The organism is Roseicyclus persicicus, assembly GCF_012395815.1.
GTDB classification, from domain to species: domain Bacteria; phylum Pseudomonadota; class Alphaproteobacteria; order Rhodobacterales; family Rhodobacteraceae; genus Roseicyclus; species Roseicyclus persicicus.
The window spans coordinates 316,407-333,017 of sequence record NZ_JAAZQQ010000004.1; the positions used below are offsets into that span (position 1 = coordinate 316,407).

A 16,611-nucleotide genomic window follows, 5' to 3' on the forward strand; every position below is an offset into this window, starting at 1 on the left:
AGGGCGATGCATCCAGATGAGCGACGAGGGCCGGGGCCTCCTGCCGCAGAACCAGGGCGACAAGCCCACGCTGCGCACCGTCGCGCAGGCGACGGGCTTCGCCGTGGCCACCGTGTCGCGCGCCCTGTCCGGCGATCCGCGAATCGCCGCGGCGACGCGCGCCAAGGTCGCCGAGGCGGCCGAACGGCTGGGCTACGTGCCCGACCGCGCCGCGCGGCGCCTGCGCACGGGGCGCACGCAGGTGATCTCGCTCCTGCTGAACACCGAGCATGAATTCCTCGGCTTCACCCATGAATTCCTGACCGGAATCACCGAGGTGCTGGCCGGCACCGGCTATTCCGTGACGGTCGTGCCCGACAGCCCGGGCGACGACCGGCTGGCGCCCGTGCGCACCATCCTGCGCAACAACCTGGCCGACGGGCTGCTGTTCACGCGGACCGAGGCCTTCGACCCCCGGGTGCGGCTGCTGATGGAGGCGGATTTCCCCTTTGTCAGCCACGGCCGGACCGAGTTCACGACGCCCCACCCCTGGGTCGATTTCGACAACGAGGCCTTTGCCCGGCAGGCGGTGGAGCACCTGGTCGCCAAGGGCCGCCGCCGCCTCAGCCTGGTCCTGCCCGGCGAGCAGTTCACCTTTACCCAGCACCTGCGCTACGGCTTCCTGTCGGCCACGCGCGCGGCGGGGATCGAGCACGAGATCGTGCCGGGCGTGACACTGGACAGCCCCACGGCCATGATCGCCGAGGCGCTGATGCGCACCCGCCGCAGCCCCGCGCCGCCCGACGGCTATGTCTGCGTCGGCGAGGTGACCGCGCTGGTGGCGCTGGCCGCGCTGGCCGACACCGGGGCGGTGCATGGCGTCGACGCCGACATCGTGGCGAAACGCGCCTCGCCGATCTTCGACAACATCCGGCCCCGCATCGACACCGTGTTCGAGGACCTGCGCGCAACCGGCCGCGCCATGGCCGAGATGCTGCTGCGCCGCATGGCGGGCGAACCGCCCGAGGCGCTCAACCGCCTGTTCCAGCCCGATCCGGTCGGCTGAGGTCATGCCACCCAGGCCCCCCGGGTGGCGCCGATGCGCATCTGCACCGTCTTGACCTCGAGGAATTCCTCGAGCCCGTAGCGGCCCAGCTCCCGCCCCTGCCCGCTTTCCTTGAACCCGCCAAAGGGCAGCTCGGCAAAGCCGTCCATCCAGGTGTTGGTCCAGACCGTCCCCGCCTGAACCCGCCGCGCAAAGTCGAGGCAGGTGGAGACATCGCGGCTCCAGACGCCCGCCGACAGGCCATAGGCGGCGCCGTTGGCCAGCGCGATGGCCTCGTCGAAGTCGCGGAAGGTCAGGACGGACAGGACCGGGCCGAACACCTCCTCGCGCGCGATCGGCATGTCGGGGGTGACGCCGGTGACGATGGTCGGCTGGTAGAACTGCGCGCCGAGGCCGCCCACCTCCAGCGCCGCCCCGCCCAGCGCGACACGGGCACCGGCCGCCACCGCGCCGCGGACATAGCCGTCGATCTTGGCGAGGTGCTCGGGCGAGATGATCGCGCCCACCTGCGTGCGGGGGTCGAGCGGCTCGCCGAACGGCACCCGGCGGCTGAGGGCGGCGACCTTGGCGACCAGCGCCTCGGCCACGTCTTCGTGCACGATGATCCGGCTGCCCGAATTGCAGCATTCGCCGGCGTTGAAATAGACGCCGAAGGCGATGGCATCGGCGGCCGCGTCGAGGTCGGCGTCGGGGAACACCACCTGCGGGTTCTTGCCGCCCAGCTCCAGCGAGACCTTCTTCAGCGTCGCGGAGGCCGCCGCGCTGATGCGTTTGCCGACGCCGGTGGAGCCGGTGAAGGACACCATGTCGATCCGTGGATCCGACGACAGGATTTCGCCCACCGGGTCGCCATAGCCCAGCACGATGTTGCAGACCCCGGCGGGGAGGCCCGCTTCTTGCAGAAGATGGCCGAGCATCACGGTCGTGCCGGGCGTGAGTTCCGAGGGTTTCACCACCGCCGTGCAGCCCGCGGCCAGCGCGAAGGGCAATTTCTGCGAGATGATGAGGAAGGGGAAATTCCACGGCGTGATGAGGGACACGACCCCGATGGGCTCCTTCAGCACCAGCCCCAGCATGTCGGGCCCGAGGGAATTGTGGCTGTCCCCATGCATCGTGCGCGCCAGCGCCGCGGCATAGCGCCAGAGGTCGGCGGCGCCCTCGATCTCGGCCAGCGCCTGCGTGATCGGCTTGCCCGATTCCAGCACCTCCTGCCGGGCGATGGCGTCCCGGTCGCGGTCGATCAGGTCGGCCACCTTCAGGAGCAGCGTCGCCCGGTCCTTGCCCGAGGACCGCGACCAGTGCCCCGCGTCAAAGGCCGCCCGCGCGGCGGCGATGGCGGCCCCGGCCTCGGCCGCGCCGCCCTTGGCCGCGACGGACACGGGCACGCCATGGGCGGGCGAGCGGCGTTCGGACGTTGCCCCGTCGGCACTGTCGACCCAGCCGCCGCCGATCCAGTGCTGCAGGCGCTTCGGCGCATCCGGCAGCGCGGCGTTGGTGGCGGGGATGACGGTCAGGTCCTGCATGGCTTAACTTCCGGGAAACTCGGGTTTGCGTTTGGCGGCGAAGGCCGCGACGCCCTCGGCCTTGTCGGCGCTGGCGCCGATCATGCCCGCGCCCAGCGCCTCGATCATGGCAGCGGGGTCTTCGCCCACGGCGGCGTGGATCTGGTATTTCGCCACCTCGACGGCGCGCGGCGACGCTTTCGCCAGACCCCCGGCGATTGCCTCGGCGGCGGCCAGCGGGTCGTCGGCGACCTCGGCGACAAATCCCAGCGCCTGCGCGCGGGCGGCGTCGATCCGGCGGCCGAACAGCGCCATTTCCTTCAACACCGGCTCGGGGATCAGCCGGGCGAGCCGCTGCGTCCCCGACCAGCCCGGCACGATGCCGACCTGCGCCTCGGGCAGGGCGAGCGTCGCACCCGGCGCCATCACGCGGATGTCGCAGCAGGCGGCCAGTTCCAGCCCGCCGCCGAAGGCATGGGCCTGCAGCACGGCGATGGTGGGCTTGGACAGCCGCGCGAGGCGGTCGAACACCCGGTGCCCCTCGCGCACCCAGTGGCGGGCGAAGTCGAAGGGCGATAGCGGCGCCCAGGCGGTGATGTCCGCCCCGGCGCAGAAGGCGCGGGTGCCCTCGGACCGGAGGATGACCCCGCGCACCTCGGGGCTGCGCTCCAGCGTGGCGCAATGGGCCTCCAGCTGGGCCAGCATCGCGGGCGTGAAGGCGTTCAGCTTTCCGGGGTTGTCGAGCACGATCCGCGCAAGCGCGCCGTCGACATGCAGGTGCACCGCGCTCACAGCGACAGCCCCATCGGCGCGTCGCGCAGGAGCGACAGGGGCATGACTGTCGCGGCCTCGGCCACGCGCACGCGCCCCTCGCTCGCCGCCACGATGTCGCGCGCCGGGTCGATCCCCGGCATGATCTCGGTCGCCACCAGCCCGTCGGCCGTCAGGCGTATCACGCAGCGTTCGGTGACGTAGATCACGTCCTGCCCCTGCGCGACCGCGCGGGCGCCGGAAAAGGTGACGTGCTCCACCGCGTCGACCATCTTGGTGAACCTGCCCGGCTTGACGACGCGCAGCCCCGTGTCGCTCAGCTCCAGCTCCGCCCCGGCCTCGAAATAGCCCGAGAACACGATCTTTCTCGCATGGGCGGTGATGTCGACGAACCCGCCGCAACCGGCCGTCAGGTAGGGCTTTTTGCCCAGCTTCGAGACGTTCACGTTGCCCTCCACGTCCACCTCGAGGAAGGACAGGAAGGTCAGGTCGAAGCCGCCGCCCTGGAAATAGGTGAACTGGTTCGGGGACGGCACGAAGGCATCGGCGTTCGACGCGCAGCCGAAGGCGAAGCCGGTCAGCGGCATCCCCCCCACCGCGCCCTGCTCGATGGCCCAGGTCACCGCCTGCGCGTGGCCTTCTTCCAGAAGAACCCGCGGCACCATCGCGGAAATCCCGAAGCCGAGGTTCGCCGTCTGCCCGCGCCTCAGCTCCATCGCCGCGCGCCGCGCGATGACCTTTTCCACCCCGTGCTCGGCGAGGGAAAACGAGTCCCACGGCCGCATGATCTCGCCGGAGATCGCGGGGTCATAGACGGTTTCCGTCGTCTGCTTCTGGTCCGGCGCCACCACGATCAGGTCCACCAGGTGCCCCGGTACATGCACGTCGTGCGGCCGCAGCGACCCCGCCGCCGTCATCCGCTTGACCTGCGCGATGACCAGCCCGCCGTGGTTGCGCACGGCGATGGCCTGATCCAGCGCGCCCAGATAGGCGCCCTCGTGCTCGTAGGTCAGGTTGCCCTTCTCGTCCGCCGTGGTGGCGCGGATGATGGCGACCTCGGGCACGATGTTGGGGAAATGCAGCCACGTCTCGCCGCCGAATTCCACGCGGGACACGATCGGCGCCGCCGCCCCGCGGGCGTTCATCGCGCAGCCCTCGCGCACCGGGTCGACGAAGGTCTGCAGCCCCACCTTGGTCAGCACGCCCGCCCGCCGCGCGGCGACGTCGCGGTGCATGTCGAACAGGATGCCGGAGGGCACGTTGTAGGCCGCGACGCGGTCCTCCACGACCATCTTCCAGATCTCGGGCATGGGCAGCGAGGACGGCCCCGACGGGTAGCTGCCCCCGATGATCCGCGCCAGCAGCCCGTCCTTGGCGATGTGGTCCACGCCCTTGACGCCGTACATGTCGCCCGCGGCGATGGGGTGCAGCGTGGTCAGGCCGCGGGGGTGCCCCTCGGCGTCGAAGCGCGCGCCCAGCGCCTTCAGCACCGCGTCCGGGCAGCCCAGCGCGGAGGAGGACGACACCGTCACGACCGCCCCGTCGGGGATGCGCGCGACGGCCTCGGCGGCACTGACCTGCTTGCCCATGGCTCAGATGCCCCCGTAATTCACCGCCACGCGGCGGCCGGTTTCCGCGGCCTCGGCCACGGCGGCGGCGACGGCCAGCGACTTGACCCCGTCGACCCCGTCGGCGGCGGGCCGCCCCTCGCCCCGGATGGCGGCATGGAACAGGTTCAGCGCGCGGACGTAGAGGTTGTGGTCGGCGAAGGGCAGCGCCGCCTCGCCCGCCTCGGTGCGCAGCGTGATCTGCCCCACCGGCTGTTGCGTCATCACGTTGCGGGCGACGATGGACCCCTCGGTGCCGTGCAGCTCGAAGCCCGTGGTGGCGTAGGCGTGGGTAAAGCTCTCGTGGGTCTGCACCATCACGCCCGAGGGCAGGGTCCAGACCGACATGCAGCTGTCCTCGACCCCCTGGCCGAGGCCCGAGGCGGCCTTGATCGCCACGACCTCGGCCGGGTCTTCGCCGAGGTGGAAGCGCACGGTGTCGGCGTCATGCACCACGATGTCGGGGATCACGCCGCCGCCCGCGGCCGGGTTGTCGAGGCGCCAGCCGTGCAGCACCGGCGGCAAGTAGACCGCGTGGAACACCCGCGCGCTCAACACCTTGCCGATCCGGCCGGCCTGCACCGCCTCGCGGATCGCAATGTGCGAGCCCGCGTTGCGCAGGTGGTGGTTGGTGGCGAAGACGAGGCCCGCAGCCTCGGCCGCGCGCACCATGGTGATGGCGTCGGCGACCGTCATCGCCAGCGGCTTCTCGCACAGCACGTGCTTGCCCGCGGCGATGGCGGCCATCGCCTGCGCGAGATGCTTTTCGTTGGTGGTCGAGATGTAGACGGCATCAAGGTCGTCGGAGGCCAGCATCGCGTCGAGATCGGCGTAGCCGTGCGGGATGCCGTGCTGGGCGGCGTAGGATGCAGCCCGGTCGGCGCTGGCGCTGAGGACCGAGCGGATCTCGCCCCCGGCCGCCCGGATCGCCCCGATCATGTGGTTCGCCGCGATGTTGCTCGCCCCGATCAATCCCCACCGCATGGGCGGCCCTCCCCTTTCGTCGGCCCCCGACTCGGCGGGCCGTGATCCTGTCACCTGCGTTTTGGATCGTTCCAATTCCCGTGTCAACAGGAACTGCGCGGTTCGGGCGGGCGGGGGGATCAGTCGGTCAGGCTTGCGACATCGCCGGGGGCACCGCCCGCCAGCACCTGGGCAAAGGCCCGGCCGAGCGGGGTGGGCCGCATGTCGTTGTCGACGAGGTTGATCTCGGGGATCGTGCCCTGCCAGCGGTAGGGGTTGGCCGCGAACCAGGCGTGGCGTTCCACGAAGGGCAGCGTCTCCATCATGCGGATCGCCTCATGGGCGAAGCGCGCGTTGGCCTCGTAGGTTGCCCGGCGCGGGCGGGACCAGTCGATGTAGGCGAATTCCGTCACCCAGATCGGGCGGCGGTAGGCGTTGTGGACCGCGACCAGCCAGTTGCGGAAGGCGGTCACGTCGCCGTTGGTGGAATAGTAGTGCACCGCCATGAAATCGACGCGCAGGCCCCGGCGCTCGACCTCGGCCATGAAGCGGCCCTGCCACGAGTTCGGCCCGAGCGTGCCGGCCTGCGTGGTGGCGGGGCTGCCGAGCCGCAGCCCCGTCGCCTCCAGCCGCGGCCAGAGCGCGAGGGCCTGCTCGACGCTCATCCCCGCCTGGTGGTCGCCGCCATGCCCGTCGGGTTCGTTGAAGCCCAGCAGCACGCGGGGCCGCCGGCTCGACCGGATCGCGTCGCCGATGTTGTCGGCGCTGTGGATCATCGGCACGAATTCCACCGTGCGGCGGCGGTTGCCGTTCTGCCGGATCTCGTCGGTGCGCCAGTTGTAGTACCAATCGAGGCCCGGCTGGCTCTCGATCCAATCCAGCGTGGTGTAGCGGGAATTCTCCCAGGCGCCGACGCCGGCCTGCTGGGCAAGGGCCGCCTGCGCCATCAGCATCACCGCCGCGACGCAGGCCAGACCCGCGCGAATGAGACCGAGGCCCATGGCGTCGCGCCCCGTGCCCGGATCAGTTGCGGTAGCAGCGCGAGCGCTGCCCGAAGCCCGCGGGCGAGCAGACCCAGCTGCCGCTGCCCATCCGGCTGACGCGGACGACGGGGGCGCCCTCGCGGGGCGCGGCCAGCAGGTTCAGGCCCGCGGCCGGCGACCGGGTCGAGGTCGTGGTCTGCAGCGGCGTGGCGGGCTTGGACACGGTGTCGGCCATTGCCGGGGCGGCGACAATCGGCGCGGCGGCCAGGGCGAGGGCGAGAAGGAGGATGCGGGTCATGGAAGTCCTTTCCGGTTGATCTGCGCGCCTGGCACGGGTGGCGGCAGCCCCCCTGAAGCCAAGCAGGGAGGGGCGCCCTTTCACGGGCGAAAGGGCGGCAAAACCGGGGCAGAGGCCCCGTCGCGGCTCTGTGGGGAACAGGGCGGACGGCGGCTGTCTGCCGCGCATTGATGATGATCTGGAAACAGTCGGGTGTTGAGTCACCCTACCGGATGCGCGCAGCAGCGCGCAGGCGGTGCCTGCTCTCATGCCTGTCCCTCTCGGTCCTACCTCGACCGGCACAGTCGGTTTTCACCGCTGCACGCTCATTGCCGATGCCTCAGCCTAGCACGGAGCTAGGGCCGCGCGCAGGTCTGTCCGCTTCTTGCCGAGGGGATGGGCGGAAATCCCGCCGCCCGGAGCGCGAGGCTCCGGTCGCGCAGGCCGCGAGGGACCTGCCGATTGTTTACCAAGTCATTGCTTTACAATCGCCCGTATTCCGCGCCGGGGCGGCGCGGCGGCATCGGCGAAATCCTGCCGATGCCCGCCGAATGCCCGGTCCGGGGGACTCAGTCGAGCACGTTGAACCCGATCCGCCAGTCCGGCAGGCCGAACCCGTCGGGCCAGGGATAGACCTCGGTCTGGTTGAAGTAGATCACCGCGACCAGCGCCGGCATCCCCTCGATGTCCTGCCGGACGTCGTCGGTCCAGCGGTCGACATAGGCCTGGTCGCCGACATAGCCGAGCTCGGCCACCACGATCGGCCGGCCGAACTGCAGCGCCCGCTCGTAGCGCGGCTCGAGGATCTCGCGGAAGCTGCGCTCCCCGCCCAGCACGCGCTGTTCCCAGGGCTGCAGGCCGAACACCGACAGGCCCACCACGTCGACGTAGTCGTCGCCGGGGTAATACTCCTCGAACCGGTCCAGCCCCAGCGGCGACCACATGAAATCGACCTCGGGCGCCTCGGCCCGGCAGACGTCGACCATGCGCCGGTAGGCGGCGATGTAGGTCTCGGGCGTCCAGCCGGCCCAGATGAACTGGCCCGAGCGGTCCTCCATCTCGTGCGCCCAGCGCACGGTCACCGCGCTCTGGAAGCCGCCGAGGATGCCGCAGATCGTGGCCATGTTGCCGTCGAAGTCGCCGGCCTGGATGCCGGCGATCAGCACCTCGGGCCGGTTGCGCTCGTCGCGCGTCCAGGTCCAGGGCTCGATCGTCACCAGCACCGACCGCCCCCGTTCGCTCGCATAGGCGTCGGCCTCGGCCAGCGAGGGCAGGTAGACGTCCTGCCAGGGCAGGAACAGGTGCTCGATGCTGACATCCGGATCGTCGCTGAACGCGCCGTAGGGGTCGTAGACGCCGAAGGGCAGGGTGCCGGGGGGCGCCGCGAGGCCTGCGGCCGTCCACAGGAGCGACCCGGCAAGCACGGCCGGGAACAGCCTTTTTCGTGAGTTGAGGGTCATGGGATATCCTCCTCCCCTGTGTGGCCCAGAAGGTTGCGCCAGAATTCCGGATCCCATCGGAACCTGACATTGTCGTTGCCCCCCATGCCGGCGCCCGAAACCACGTATTCGTAGGTCACGAGATCGGCGTCCACCAAACCGACGCTGAGCGCGAGGATGCTCTCGGGCCCGCGGAACACGAGGGCCCAGACCACCAGCACGGACAGCACCGGCACGGCGAGGATCTGGAGGGGAAGGGTCGCCACGGCGCGGCCCGGCGGGACGTGGTTGTCCCGCAGGTGCCGGATGACGATGACAAGCGTGATGACGGCGTAGATCGAGCCGTTCAGCAACGTGAGGAAGTAGAAGCCCAGCGCCTCGTCGACCTCGTCGACCAGCAGCACGGGCAGGATGCAGCCCAGCGCCAGGGCCGCGTAGGGCGCCACCACCCGGAGCGGCAGCACGGCCTCGGCCGCCTCGCCCTTGGGGGTGATGCGGAAATCGACGAAGCCGCCGGCCAGCCGGTCGCGCACCGCCATGGCGCAGCCCCACAGCACCCAGGGCCACTGGATCGCGAGGAACAGCGCCTTTTCCCAGCCCAGCACCTTGGCGTCGCGGGGCCGGAAATGCCCGTCGGCCCGGATCGTGTAGGCCATCAGGGTGACGGCGACCGCGGGCCAGATCGCGTGGACCAGGAAGGCCGGGTAGGTGACGTCGGCATAGCGCATGTCGAACACCACCGCGGCGATCGGCATGAGGTAGAGCACCAGCATGAACACCGCGAAAAGCGGGTACCACATCTGGCAGAACACGAACTGGAACTTCAGCCGCGGCGGCAGCGTCGGCAGGTAACGCGCCGTGTGCGACAGGAGCAGCGACAGCAGGCTGCGCGACCACTGGAATTCCTGCGTGCAGAGGTCGGCGATGGTGGCCGGCCCGTCGCCCACCGCGATGGCGTCGAGTGCGTGCACCCCCCGCCAGCCGCCCGCGTTCAGCAGAAGCGAGGTGGAATGGTCCTCGGCCAGCTCGGGGCCCAGCCCCCCCACCTCGCGCAGCGCGCGGGTGCGGACGGCGTAGTGCGACCCGATGCACATCGGCGCCAGCACCGCGGCATAGCCCGCCTGGAAGATGCCGTGAAACCCCGCCTCGGTGTGCAGCCGCGTCCGCGCGGCCCAGCTGATGGAGGAATTGGCGGCGCAGATCGACGGCGCGCTGACATAGCCCACGGCGGGGTCGGCAAAGCCGCGCAGCATCTCGGCCAGGTAGGTGGGGCTCGGCACGTGGTCGGCGTCGAGCTGCGAGACGAAGTCGTACCGGTCGTAGCCGAAATGGTCGTAGAAGAAGGCAAGGTTGCCCTCTTTGCAGCGGGTCCGCCGGGGCCAGGTGGCCCTGTGGTAGTCGGGCCGGTCCTTGCGGGTGGAGATGCGCACGCCATGGGCCGCGCACCAGGCGATGGTCTCGGGCTGCGGGTCCTCGTCGGCGAGCCAGGTGTCGTGCGGATAGGTCTGCGCCAGCATCGCCTCGAGCGTGCGCCGCACCACGGCGAAGGGCTCGGACGGCGTCTTGGTCACGATCATGGCGACGCGGGTGACGGCCGGATCCGGCGGGTCGGCGGCGGGCACCACGGCGCGGCGGAAGATCAGCACGAAGTACGCCTGCATGAACAGGAGCCACCCGAAGGCCACCGTCGCCACCCAGTATTGCGGGCCGGGCAGGATATGGGCGGGGTCGAGCCACCAGTCCCAGAACCACAGCGTCGCCGCCGCCCAGAACAGGACCAGCGCGTCGTAGCGCACCCGCGCCCACCCGGTCAGAAGCCGGCGCGTGGCACGCGGCGGTCCGGCCTGCGCCCGCAGCGGCGGCGCGACGGACCCCGGCAGCGTGTCAGGCATCGCAACCATGGCGCACCTCGAGCCCGAAATGCGGCGCCGCATCCCGGACGATGCTGTCGAGGTCCGACATCCGCGCGCGGAACCGCAGGAGGCGCGCGGCCTCGGAGGGGTCGGCCACCAGCTCGGGCGGGTCGCCCGGCCGGCGCGGGGCGTCCTCCACTGGCACGGTCTTGCCGGTGAGGCGTGCGACGGCGGCGCAGACCTCGCGGATCGACCGCCCCTGCCCGGTGCCGAGGTTGAGGGCCAGATCCTCGCCCCCCGCCTCCAGGTGCCGCAGCGCCCGCAGATGCGCCTCGGCCAGGTCGGCCACGTGGATGTAGTCGCGGATGCAGGTGCCGTCTGGCGTGGCGTAGTCGGTGCCGTAGACCTTGAGCGCCGGATGCGTCCCCGCCGCCGCCATCAGCGCCAGCGGGATCAACCGCGTCTCGGGGTCGTGCCGTTCCGACAGCTCGCCGCCGGGGTCCGCGCCCGCGGCGTTGAAGTAGCGCAGGAGCGCGAACCGCAGCCCGAAGGCCGCCGCATGGTCGCGGATCATCTGCTCGCCCATCAGCTTGGTGCGCCCGTAGGGGTTGATCGGTGCCTGCGGGCTGTCCTCGCGGATCGGCAGCTGGGGCGGGACGCCGTAGGTCGCGCAGCTCGACGAGAACACCAGCCGGCCGACGCCCGCGGCCCGCATCGCGGCCAGCAGCGCGATCAGCCCGCCCACGTTGTTGTCATAGTAGCGGTCGGGATGCGCGACCGATTCGGCCACCACCGCGAAGGCGGCGAAATGCATCACCGCCTGCGCCCCGTGGCGGCGCAGCGCCGCCTCGACCCCGGCGCGGTCGCGCACATCGACCCGCTCCAGCGGCCCCCATTTCACCGCGTCGGCATGGCCGGTGCTGAGGTTGTCGACCGTGACCGGCAGGTAGCCCGCCGCGGCCAGCGCCTTGCAGGCGTGGCTGCCCACAAAGCCGGCACCTCCGGTGACGAGGACGGCGGGCGCGGCCATGGCCTCAACTCCCCACGTGGGCGTTGCGCTTCAGCTCGGCCGCGAAATAGGGGGCGGTCAGCGCCAGCCCCTCGCGCAGGGGCACCTTGGGCACCCAGCCCAAGAGCTTGCGGGCGCGGTCGATGTCGGGCCGGCGCTGGGTCGGATCGTCGGCCGGCAGGTCGCGGGAGACGAGGCCCGAGCGGCTGCCCGTGACCTTCAGCACCATCTCGGCCAGCTCGCGCACCGTGAACTCGCCGGGATTGCCCAGGTTGACCGGGCGGTCGATGTCGCCCTCGTCGTGGTACATCAGCGTCATCAGCCCCGCGACGAGGTCGTCGACATAGCAGAAGGACCGCGTCTGCGAGCCGTCGCCGTAGATCGTCAGGTCCTCGCCCGACAGGGCCTGCACGATGAAGTTTGACACCACGCGCCCGTCGTCGGGGTCCATGTTGGGCCCGTAGGTGTTGAAGATCCGCGCCACCCGGATGTCGACGCCGCGCCGGGCGTGGAACTCGTAGAACAGCGTCTCGGCGGCGCGCTTGCCCTCGTCGTAGCAGGCGCGCGGCCCCATGGTCTGCACGTTGCCGCGGTAGCCCTCGGCCTGCGGCGTGACCTCGGGCTCGCCGTAGACCTCCGAGGTGGAGGCCTGCAGGATGCGCGCGCCCGTCCGCTCGGCCAGCTTGAGCAGGTTCTCCGAGCCGATGACGTTGGTCTCGAAGGTGGCGATCGGGTCGATCTGGTATTTCGGCGGCGAGGCGGGGCTCGCCATGTTGAAGATGAAATGCACCGGCTCGCCCGGATCGAAGGGCGTCACGATGTCGTGGCGCAGGAACCGGAAGCTGGGGTGATCCAGCAGAAGGGCGATGTTGGCCATGCGCCCGGTCGACAGGTTGTCGACGCACAGCACCCGCGCGCCCAGGTCGATGTGCTGGCGGCACAGGTGCGAGCCGAGAAAGCCCGCCCCCCCGGCGATCAGCACGGTCCGACCGGCCGCGCCTTGCGTCGGCACGGCCCGCAGTCTTGTGGTGAACTCCACGTCTGTGGTTCTGTTCATCATGTTCCCCCGTTGCCCTCCGGCGCGGGTGACAGATGATCGGGTGCTTGGTCGCGCCCGCCCCTCCCCCCCGGAAGTTGGCAATGCCTTCCCTTGAATTTCAGGAGTTTATCAGTTTTCCACAACTTGTCACCATATTTGATTCTGTCAAATTTACTGACCGACAATCAGTCAATCCGGTCACTCCCCAGGCACCCCCTCGGCGTCGGCCGGCGCCCCCGCCGCGAGGCGCTCGGTGACGCACTCGGGCGGCACGTAGAGGTCGAGCGCCGCGGCGCCGTTGCGCCACAGCACGAAGTAGCCGTCGCGCAGGCCGCCGGCGCGTTCGGTCAGGGGCCGCACCTGGGCGGGTGCGTAGCCCTGCCCGGCGACCTCCAGCCCGGCGATGTAGAAGTCGGTGTCGCCGGTCTGGCCCTCGCCCGCCCAGGCGTCGTTCAGGAACCGGATCTCGACCCGGGTGGCGCAGCGGATCTCGGGGATGTCGAACCGGAAGCCGGCGACGGCGGCCACGACCTGCTCCGCCGGCACGGCGCCCCCCGCGTTCGACGGCGCCTGCGAGACGGTGGCCCGCCCGAGGTAGGCCCCGTCGAGGTAGATGTCGGCCTCCGGCGGCGTCTCGTAGTAGGTGCCGGTGGCCCAGAGGACCAATTCGCCCGGGCCCTCGGGCACGGGCGCGGCGCTGGTGGGCGTGACCTGCCCCCCGATCACCCGCGCGACCCAGCCGGTGTGATAGGCCACCCAGTCGGCCACCAGCTGCCGGGCGGCGGCGTCGGCCTCGGGGTCGTCGGCCACCAGGTTCACGGTCTCGCCCGGGTCCGCGGCCAAGTCGAACAGCCAGCTTTCGTCGGTGTTGCCGTTGTAGATGAACTTCCGGTCGCCCTGCCGGAACCCGATGAGGAACCCGTTCCACGGCGAGAACAGCATCACCCCGTCGGAGCGGCCCGGGGCAAAGACGCTGCGCGCCTGCCACCGCGGCGAGGGCGGCAGGCCCAGAAGGTCCGCCATCGTCGGCGCCAGTTCGGACAGCCCCACGATCTGCGCCACCCGTTCGCCGGAAAAGGCCACCGGGTTCACGAACAGGAGCGGCACGTGCACGTTTTCCTCGTAGATGCCCGAGGCGTGGCCGTGGGTGCCGTGCTCGCCGAAGGCCTCGCCGTGGTCGCCCAGCACGATCACCAGCGTCTCGTCGGCCAGCCCCTCGGCCTCCAGCCAGCCCATCAGCTGCCCGAAGGCCGCGTCGCTGACCCGGATCGCGTTGAGGTAGTTGTTCAGCGTGTCGTCCTCGACGAAGCGCTGCGGGTTCTCGCCCGGGTAGTAGGGGTAATGCGACATGCCCGTCCGCATCACGACGAAGAACGGGTCATCGGGCGCCTCGGCGATCCAGCCGGTGATCGCGTCGACCGTGCAGTGGTCGTTCGAGGTGTTCAGGAAGCTGTCCGCGAAGCCCTCGGTCTCGTAGACGCCCTGGTCGCAGTCCCAGTCTCGGTAGTCGCGCACCAGCCCGAACCCGGCCTGCCGGACGAAGGTCTCGGTATTCTGGAAGCGGTTGTCGCTGGAGTTGAAGAAGCCGGTCCGGTAGCCCCGCGCCGCCAGCGCCCCCGACAGCGTGGGCAGCTCCAGCGCCTCGTAGGCGTAGGTCATGCTGTCGGGCGTCAGCTCGGGCACCATGCCCGCCAGCAGCGTCACGAGGAAATAGTTCGACGCGGGCACATGGGCGTAGGCGTTGTCGAAGGTCATCCCCTGCGCCTGGTAGCGCCGGATGTTCGGGGTGATCGGGTACTCGCCCCCGAAGCCCTCGATGTAGCGCGTGGACACCGCGTCGATCGCGATGACGACGACGTTGCGGATGGCGCCGTCGGGCAGCTCGGGGCGCGGGATCAGGTCGGCGCGGCCCATGTCCGGCGGGTCGCGCGGCGCGGTGTCCCCCGCGACCTCGCCAAGGGGAAAGCCGCCCGGGTCGAGGTAGGACAGCGCCAGCGCCAGCACAGGGTTGGCCAGCCGCCCCTCGGGCACCCCGAGCCTGTCCGCCGGCACGAAGACCGGCAGCGTCACGAGCGCCAGCCCTACCACCGGCACCATCCGCCGCGCCTCGGGCGAGGGGACCAGCGCGGGCAGCGCGCGGGCGCCCAGGACAAACACCGCCACGCCCGCCGCCAGCAGCCCCAGCCGGGACGGGGTGGCGAGAAACAGCACCGAATCGAGGATCACGTCGGTGTTGCCGATGTCGGAATAGCGGATCCAGTCGCGCGTGACCGGGCCGCCCAGGATCTCGACCGCGAAGATGTTGGCGAAGCCGGTCATCAGCAGCACCAGCGCCAGCGCCATCCAGACCGCGCCCCAGACCTGGCGGGCCCAGCCCGCGGGCAGCGCCGGCGCCACCAGAACGCCCACAAGGAGCAGAGCCCCCACCACCAGCACATCCGCCTGGACCGCCGTCAGCAGCCAGGCCAGCCGCGTGACCGGCCCCGCCGGCGGGACATTCTCGCCCAGGATCGCCCAGCGGCACGCCACGGCGGCCAGCACCAGGAGGACGGCCGCGGCCAGCATCCGTTCCCGCTGCGCACGACAGGCGCGCCAAGCTGCCAGGTACTGGTCCACAGATGCCTCCCCCATGCCGGGCAAACGCCAACGGCTGCCCCCGGCACATGTTCCCAAGCGGGGAGGATAGCGGAGCGGACGTGCCCCCTGCATTGACGCGGATCATCGGCCCGGCGGGCGGCAACGGCTGGCTCGGGGGTGGGCGGGGCGCGTCGGGATCGCCAAGGGATGCGCCTGGTGACCCCGGCAGGATTCGAACCTGCAACCTATCCCTTAGGAGGGGATTGCTCTATCCATTTGAGCCACGGGGCCGCCGGTGTCCTTCTCGGGCATTCGCCGCCCCCGGGCAACCCGCAATTCGCGCGGCGCTTGCAGGCGCCCCGGGCATCCCCTACCAAAAGCTCAGGGGCCCAGCCTGAAGGACCGATTTCTTGCGCGGACGCAACCCTTTCGACGGCAAACCGCAGATGACGCTCCGCGACGTGGCCGAGGCCGCGGGCGTGTCCGAGATGACGGTCAGCCGGGTGTTGCGCAACCGCGGCGACGTTTCGGCCCAGACCCGCGACCGGGTCTATTCCGCCGCGCGCAAGCTGGGCTACGTGCCCAACAAGATCGCGGGCGCGCTGGCCTCGAACCGGGTGAACCTGGTGGGCGTCATCATCCCGTCCCTGTCCAACATGGTGTTCCCCGACGTGCTGGCCGGCATCGGCGAGGTGCTCGACGAGACGCCGCTCCAGCCCGTCATCGGGACGTCGAAATACGACGACGCGCTGGAGGAGAAGGTCATCTACGAGATGCTCAGCTGGCGCCCCTCGGGCCTGATCGTCGCCGGCCTCGAGCACAACGAGGCCGCCCGCGCGATGATGGCCAACGCCGGCATTCCCGTGGTCGAGGTGATGGACGTCGACGGCGACCCGGTCGCCGCCTGCGTCGGCATCAGCCACATCGAGGCCGGCCGCCAGATGGCGCAGGAGATCGCCGCCCGCGGCTACCGGAGGATCGGCTATTGCGGGTCGTCCTCCATCGCCGACCACCGCGCGCAGAAGCGGCGGCAGGGCTTCGAGCAGGGGCTGGCTGAGGCGGGTCTGTCGCTGGCCGACACCTGCCTCTATGCCGGCGCCTCGGGCTTCGGCACCGGCCGGGGCATGACCGCCGAGATCCTGACGCGCACGCCCGACCTCGATTTCCTCTACTACAACAGCGACATCAACGCGGCCGGCGGGCTGCTCTACTGTCTGGAAAAGGGCATGAGCATCCCGGGGCAGATCGGACTCGCCGGGTTCAACTCCTTCGAGGTGCTGGACGGGTTGCCGATGCGCATCGCCACCATGGACAGCCAGCGCCACGAGATCGGCCGCCGCGCCGCGGAACTCGTCGCCGCCAATGCCCTGACCGACGAGATCCTGACGCTGGAGCCGCAGTTCCTGCCGGGCGACACCATCCGCTAGGCTCCGTACTCAATAGGGATTCCCAAGTATCTCCTGTGGTGATTCAGTGTCCGCGACCATCCGGGAGGGGGATCATGGGCAAGGGGCACTACTGGATGAGCGACGCGGAATGGGCCCGG

At 70.6% G+C, this 16,611-nt stretch carries 13 protein-coding genes and 1 tRNA gene; 2 read left to right on the plus strand and 12 right to left on the minus strand.

What is annotated here, in order from left to right:
* Positions 1–16: 16 nt before the first annotated feature.
* Complete coding sequence (locus HCU73_RS13705) at positions 17–1,045, plus strand: LacI family transcriptional regulator (RefSeq protein WP_168624021.1); 1,029 nt, start codon at positions 17–19, stop codon at positions 1,043–1,045.
* A 2-nt stretch (positions 1,046–1,047) separates the two neighbouring features.
* Here the strand turns inward: HCU73_RS13705 and HCU73_RS13710 are convergent, their stop codons facing one another.
* From HCU73_RS13710 to HCU73_RS13765, 12 genes are all read right to left on the minus strand, one after another.
* Positions 1,048–2,568, minus strand: coding sequence for an aldehyde dehydrogenase family protein (locus HCU73_RS13710; protein ID WP_168624022.1), 1,521 nt, complete (start codon positions 2,566–2,568; stop codon positions 1,048–1,050).
* Between the two features lie 3 nt (positions 2,569–2,571).
* Positions 2,572–3,339, minus strand: a complete 768-nt coding sequence (locus tag HCU73_RS13715) for an enoyl-CoA hydratase-related protein (RefSeq protein WP_168624023.1) — start codon at positions 3,337–3,339, stop codon at positions 2,572–2,574.
* Positions 3,336–4,907 (minus strand): acyl CoA:acetate/3-ketoacid CoA transferase, encoded by a 1,572-nt coding sequence (locus tag HCU73_RS13720; RefSeq protein WP_168624024.1) that lies wholly within the window; start codon positions 4,905–4,907, stop codon positions 3,336–3,338. The genes HCU73_RS13715 and HCU73_RS13720 overlap by 4 nt, the downstream gene beginning before the upstream one ends.
* Before the next feature lie 3 nt (positions 4,908–4,910).
* Complete coding sequence (locus HCU73_RS13725) at positions 4,911–5,909, minus strand: Gfo/Idh/MocA family protein (protein ID WP_168624025.1); 999 nt, start codon at positions 5,907–5,909, stop codon at positions 4,911–4,913.
* Between the two features lie 119 nt (positions 5,910–6,028).
* Complete coding sequence (locus tag HCU73_RS13730) at positions 6,029–6,889, minus strand: glycosyl hydrolase (RefSeq protein WP_239025570.1); 861 nt, start codon at positions 6,887–6,889, stop codon at positions 6,029–6,031.
* A gap of 22 nt (positions 6,890–6,911) precedes the next feature.
* A complete protein-coding gene (locus HCU73_RS13735) occupies positions 6,912–7,169 on the minus strand; it encodes a hypothetical protein (protein ID WP_168624026.1) in 258 nt (85 codons plus the stop codon).
* Between the two features lie 548 nt (positions 7,170–7,717).
* Complete coding sequence (locus HCU73_RS13740) at positions 7,718–8,608, minus strand: glycoside hydrolase family 26 protein (RefSeq protein ID WP_168624027.1); 891 nt, start codon at positions 8,606–8,608, stop codon at positions 7,718–7,720.
* Positions 8,605–10,488 carry a glycosyltransferase family 2 protein gene (locus tag HCU73_RS13745; protein ID WP_168624028.1) on the minus strand — a complete coding sequence of 628 codons (1,884 nt, stop codon included), beginning with the start codon at positions 10,486–10,488 and terminating at the stop codon, positions 8,605–8,607. The genes HCU73_RS13740 and HCU73_RS13745 overlap by 4 nt, the downstream gene beginning before the upstream one ends.
* Positions 10,472–11,470, minus strand: a complete 999-nt coding sequence (gene galE, locus HCU73_RS13750; RefSeq protein ID WP_168624029.1) for a UDP-glucose 4-epimerase GalE — start codon at positions 11,468–11,470, stop codon at positions 10,472–10,474. Before galE ends, HCU73_RS13745 begins: the two co-directional genes overlap by 17 nt.
* A gap of 4 nt (positions 11,471–11,474) precedes the next feature.
* The gene (locus HCU73_RS13755; RefSeq protein WP_168624030.1) at positions 11,475–12,506 is read right to left on the minus strand and encodes a UDP-glucuronic acid decarboxylase family protein; all 1,032 of its coding nucleotides are present in this window, start codon (positions 12,504–12,506) and stop codon (positions 11,475–11,477) included.
* A gap of 180 nt (positions 12,507–12,686) precedes the next feature.
* Positions 12,687–15,104: a sulfatase-like hydrolase/transferase gene (locus HCU73_RS13760; RefSeq protein ID WP_210730643.1), complete on the minus strand. Its 2,418-nt coding sequence runs from the start codon at positions 15,102–15,104 to the stop codon at positions 12,687–12,689.
* A gap of 175 nt (positions 15,105–15,279) precedes the next feature.
* A tRNA-Arg gene (locus HCU73_RS13765) sits at positions 15,280–15,356 on the minus strand.
* 155 nt (positions 15,357–15,511) lie between these two features.
* Here HCU73_RS13765 and HCU73_RS13770 point away from each other — a divergent pair.
* Positions 15,512–16,492: a LacI family DNA-binding transcriptional regulator gene (locus HCU73_RS13770; protein ID WP_168624032.1), complete on the plus strand. Its 981-nt coding sequence runs from the start codon at positions 15,512–15,514 to the stop codon at positions 16,490–16,492.
* Positions 16,493–16,611: the final 119 nt, after the last annotated feature.

Excerpts from the sequence above, each read along its gene's own strand:
- HCU73_RS13705 (WP_168624021.1), top strand. The coding sequence starts at position 17 with ATGAGCGACGAGGGCCGGGGCCTCCTGCCGCAGAACCAGGGCGACAAG.
- HCU73_RS13710 (WP_168624022.1), bottom strand. The coding sequence starts at position 2,568 with ATGCAGGACCTGACCGTCATCCCCGCCACCAACGCCGCGCTGCCGGAT.
- HCU73_RS13720 (WP_168624024.1), bottom strand. The coding sequence starts at position 4,907 with ATGGGCAAGCAGGTCAGTGCCGCCGAGGCCGTCGCGCGCATCCCCGAC.
- HCU73_RS13725 (WP_168624025.1), bottom strand. The coding sequence starts at position 5,909 with ATGCGGTGGGGATTGATCGGGGCGAGCAACATCGCGGCGAACCACATG.
- HCU73_RS13730 (WP_239025570.1), bottom strand. The coding sequence starts at position 6,889 with ATGGGCCTCGGTCTCATTCGCGCGGGTCTGGCCTGCGTCGCGGCGGTG.
- HCU73_RS13735 (WP_168624026.1), bottom strand. The coding sequence starts at position 7,169 with ATGACCCGCATCCTCCTTCTCGCCCTCGCCCTGGCCGCCGCGCCGATT.
- HCU73_RS13740 (WP_168624027.1), bottom strand. The coding sequence starts at position 8,608 with ATGACCCTCAACTCACGAAAAAGGCTGTTCCCGGCCGTGCTTGCCGGG.
- HCU73_RS13745 (WP_168624028.1), bottom strand. The coding sequence starts at position 10,488 with ATGGTTGCGATGCCTGACACGCTGCCGGGGTCCGTCGCGCCGCCGCTG.
- galE (WP_168624029.1), bottom strand. The coding sequence starts at position 11,470 with ATGGCCGCGCCCGCCGTCCTCGTCACCGGAGGTGCCGGCTTTGTGGGC.
- HCU73_RS13755 (WP_168624030.1), bottom strand. The coding sequence starts at position 12,506 with ATGAACAGAACCACAGACGTGGAGTTCACCACAAGACTGCGGGCCGTG.
- HCU73_RS13770 (WP_168624032.1), top strand. The coding sequence starts at position 15,512 with ATGACGCTCCGCGACGTGGCCGAGGCCGCGGGCGTGTCCGAGATGACG.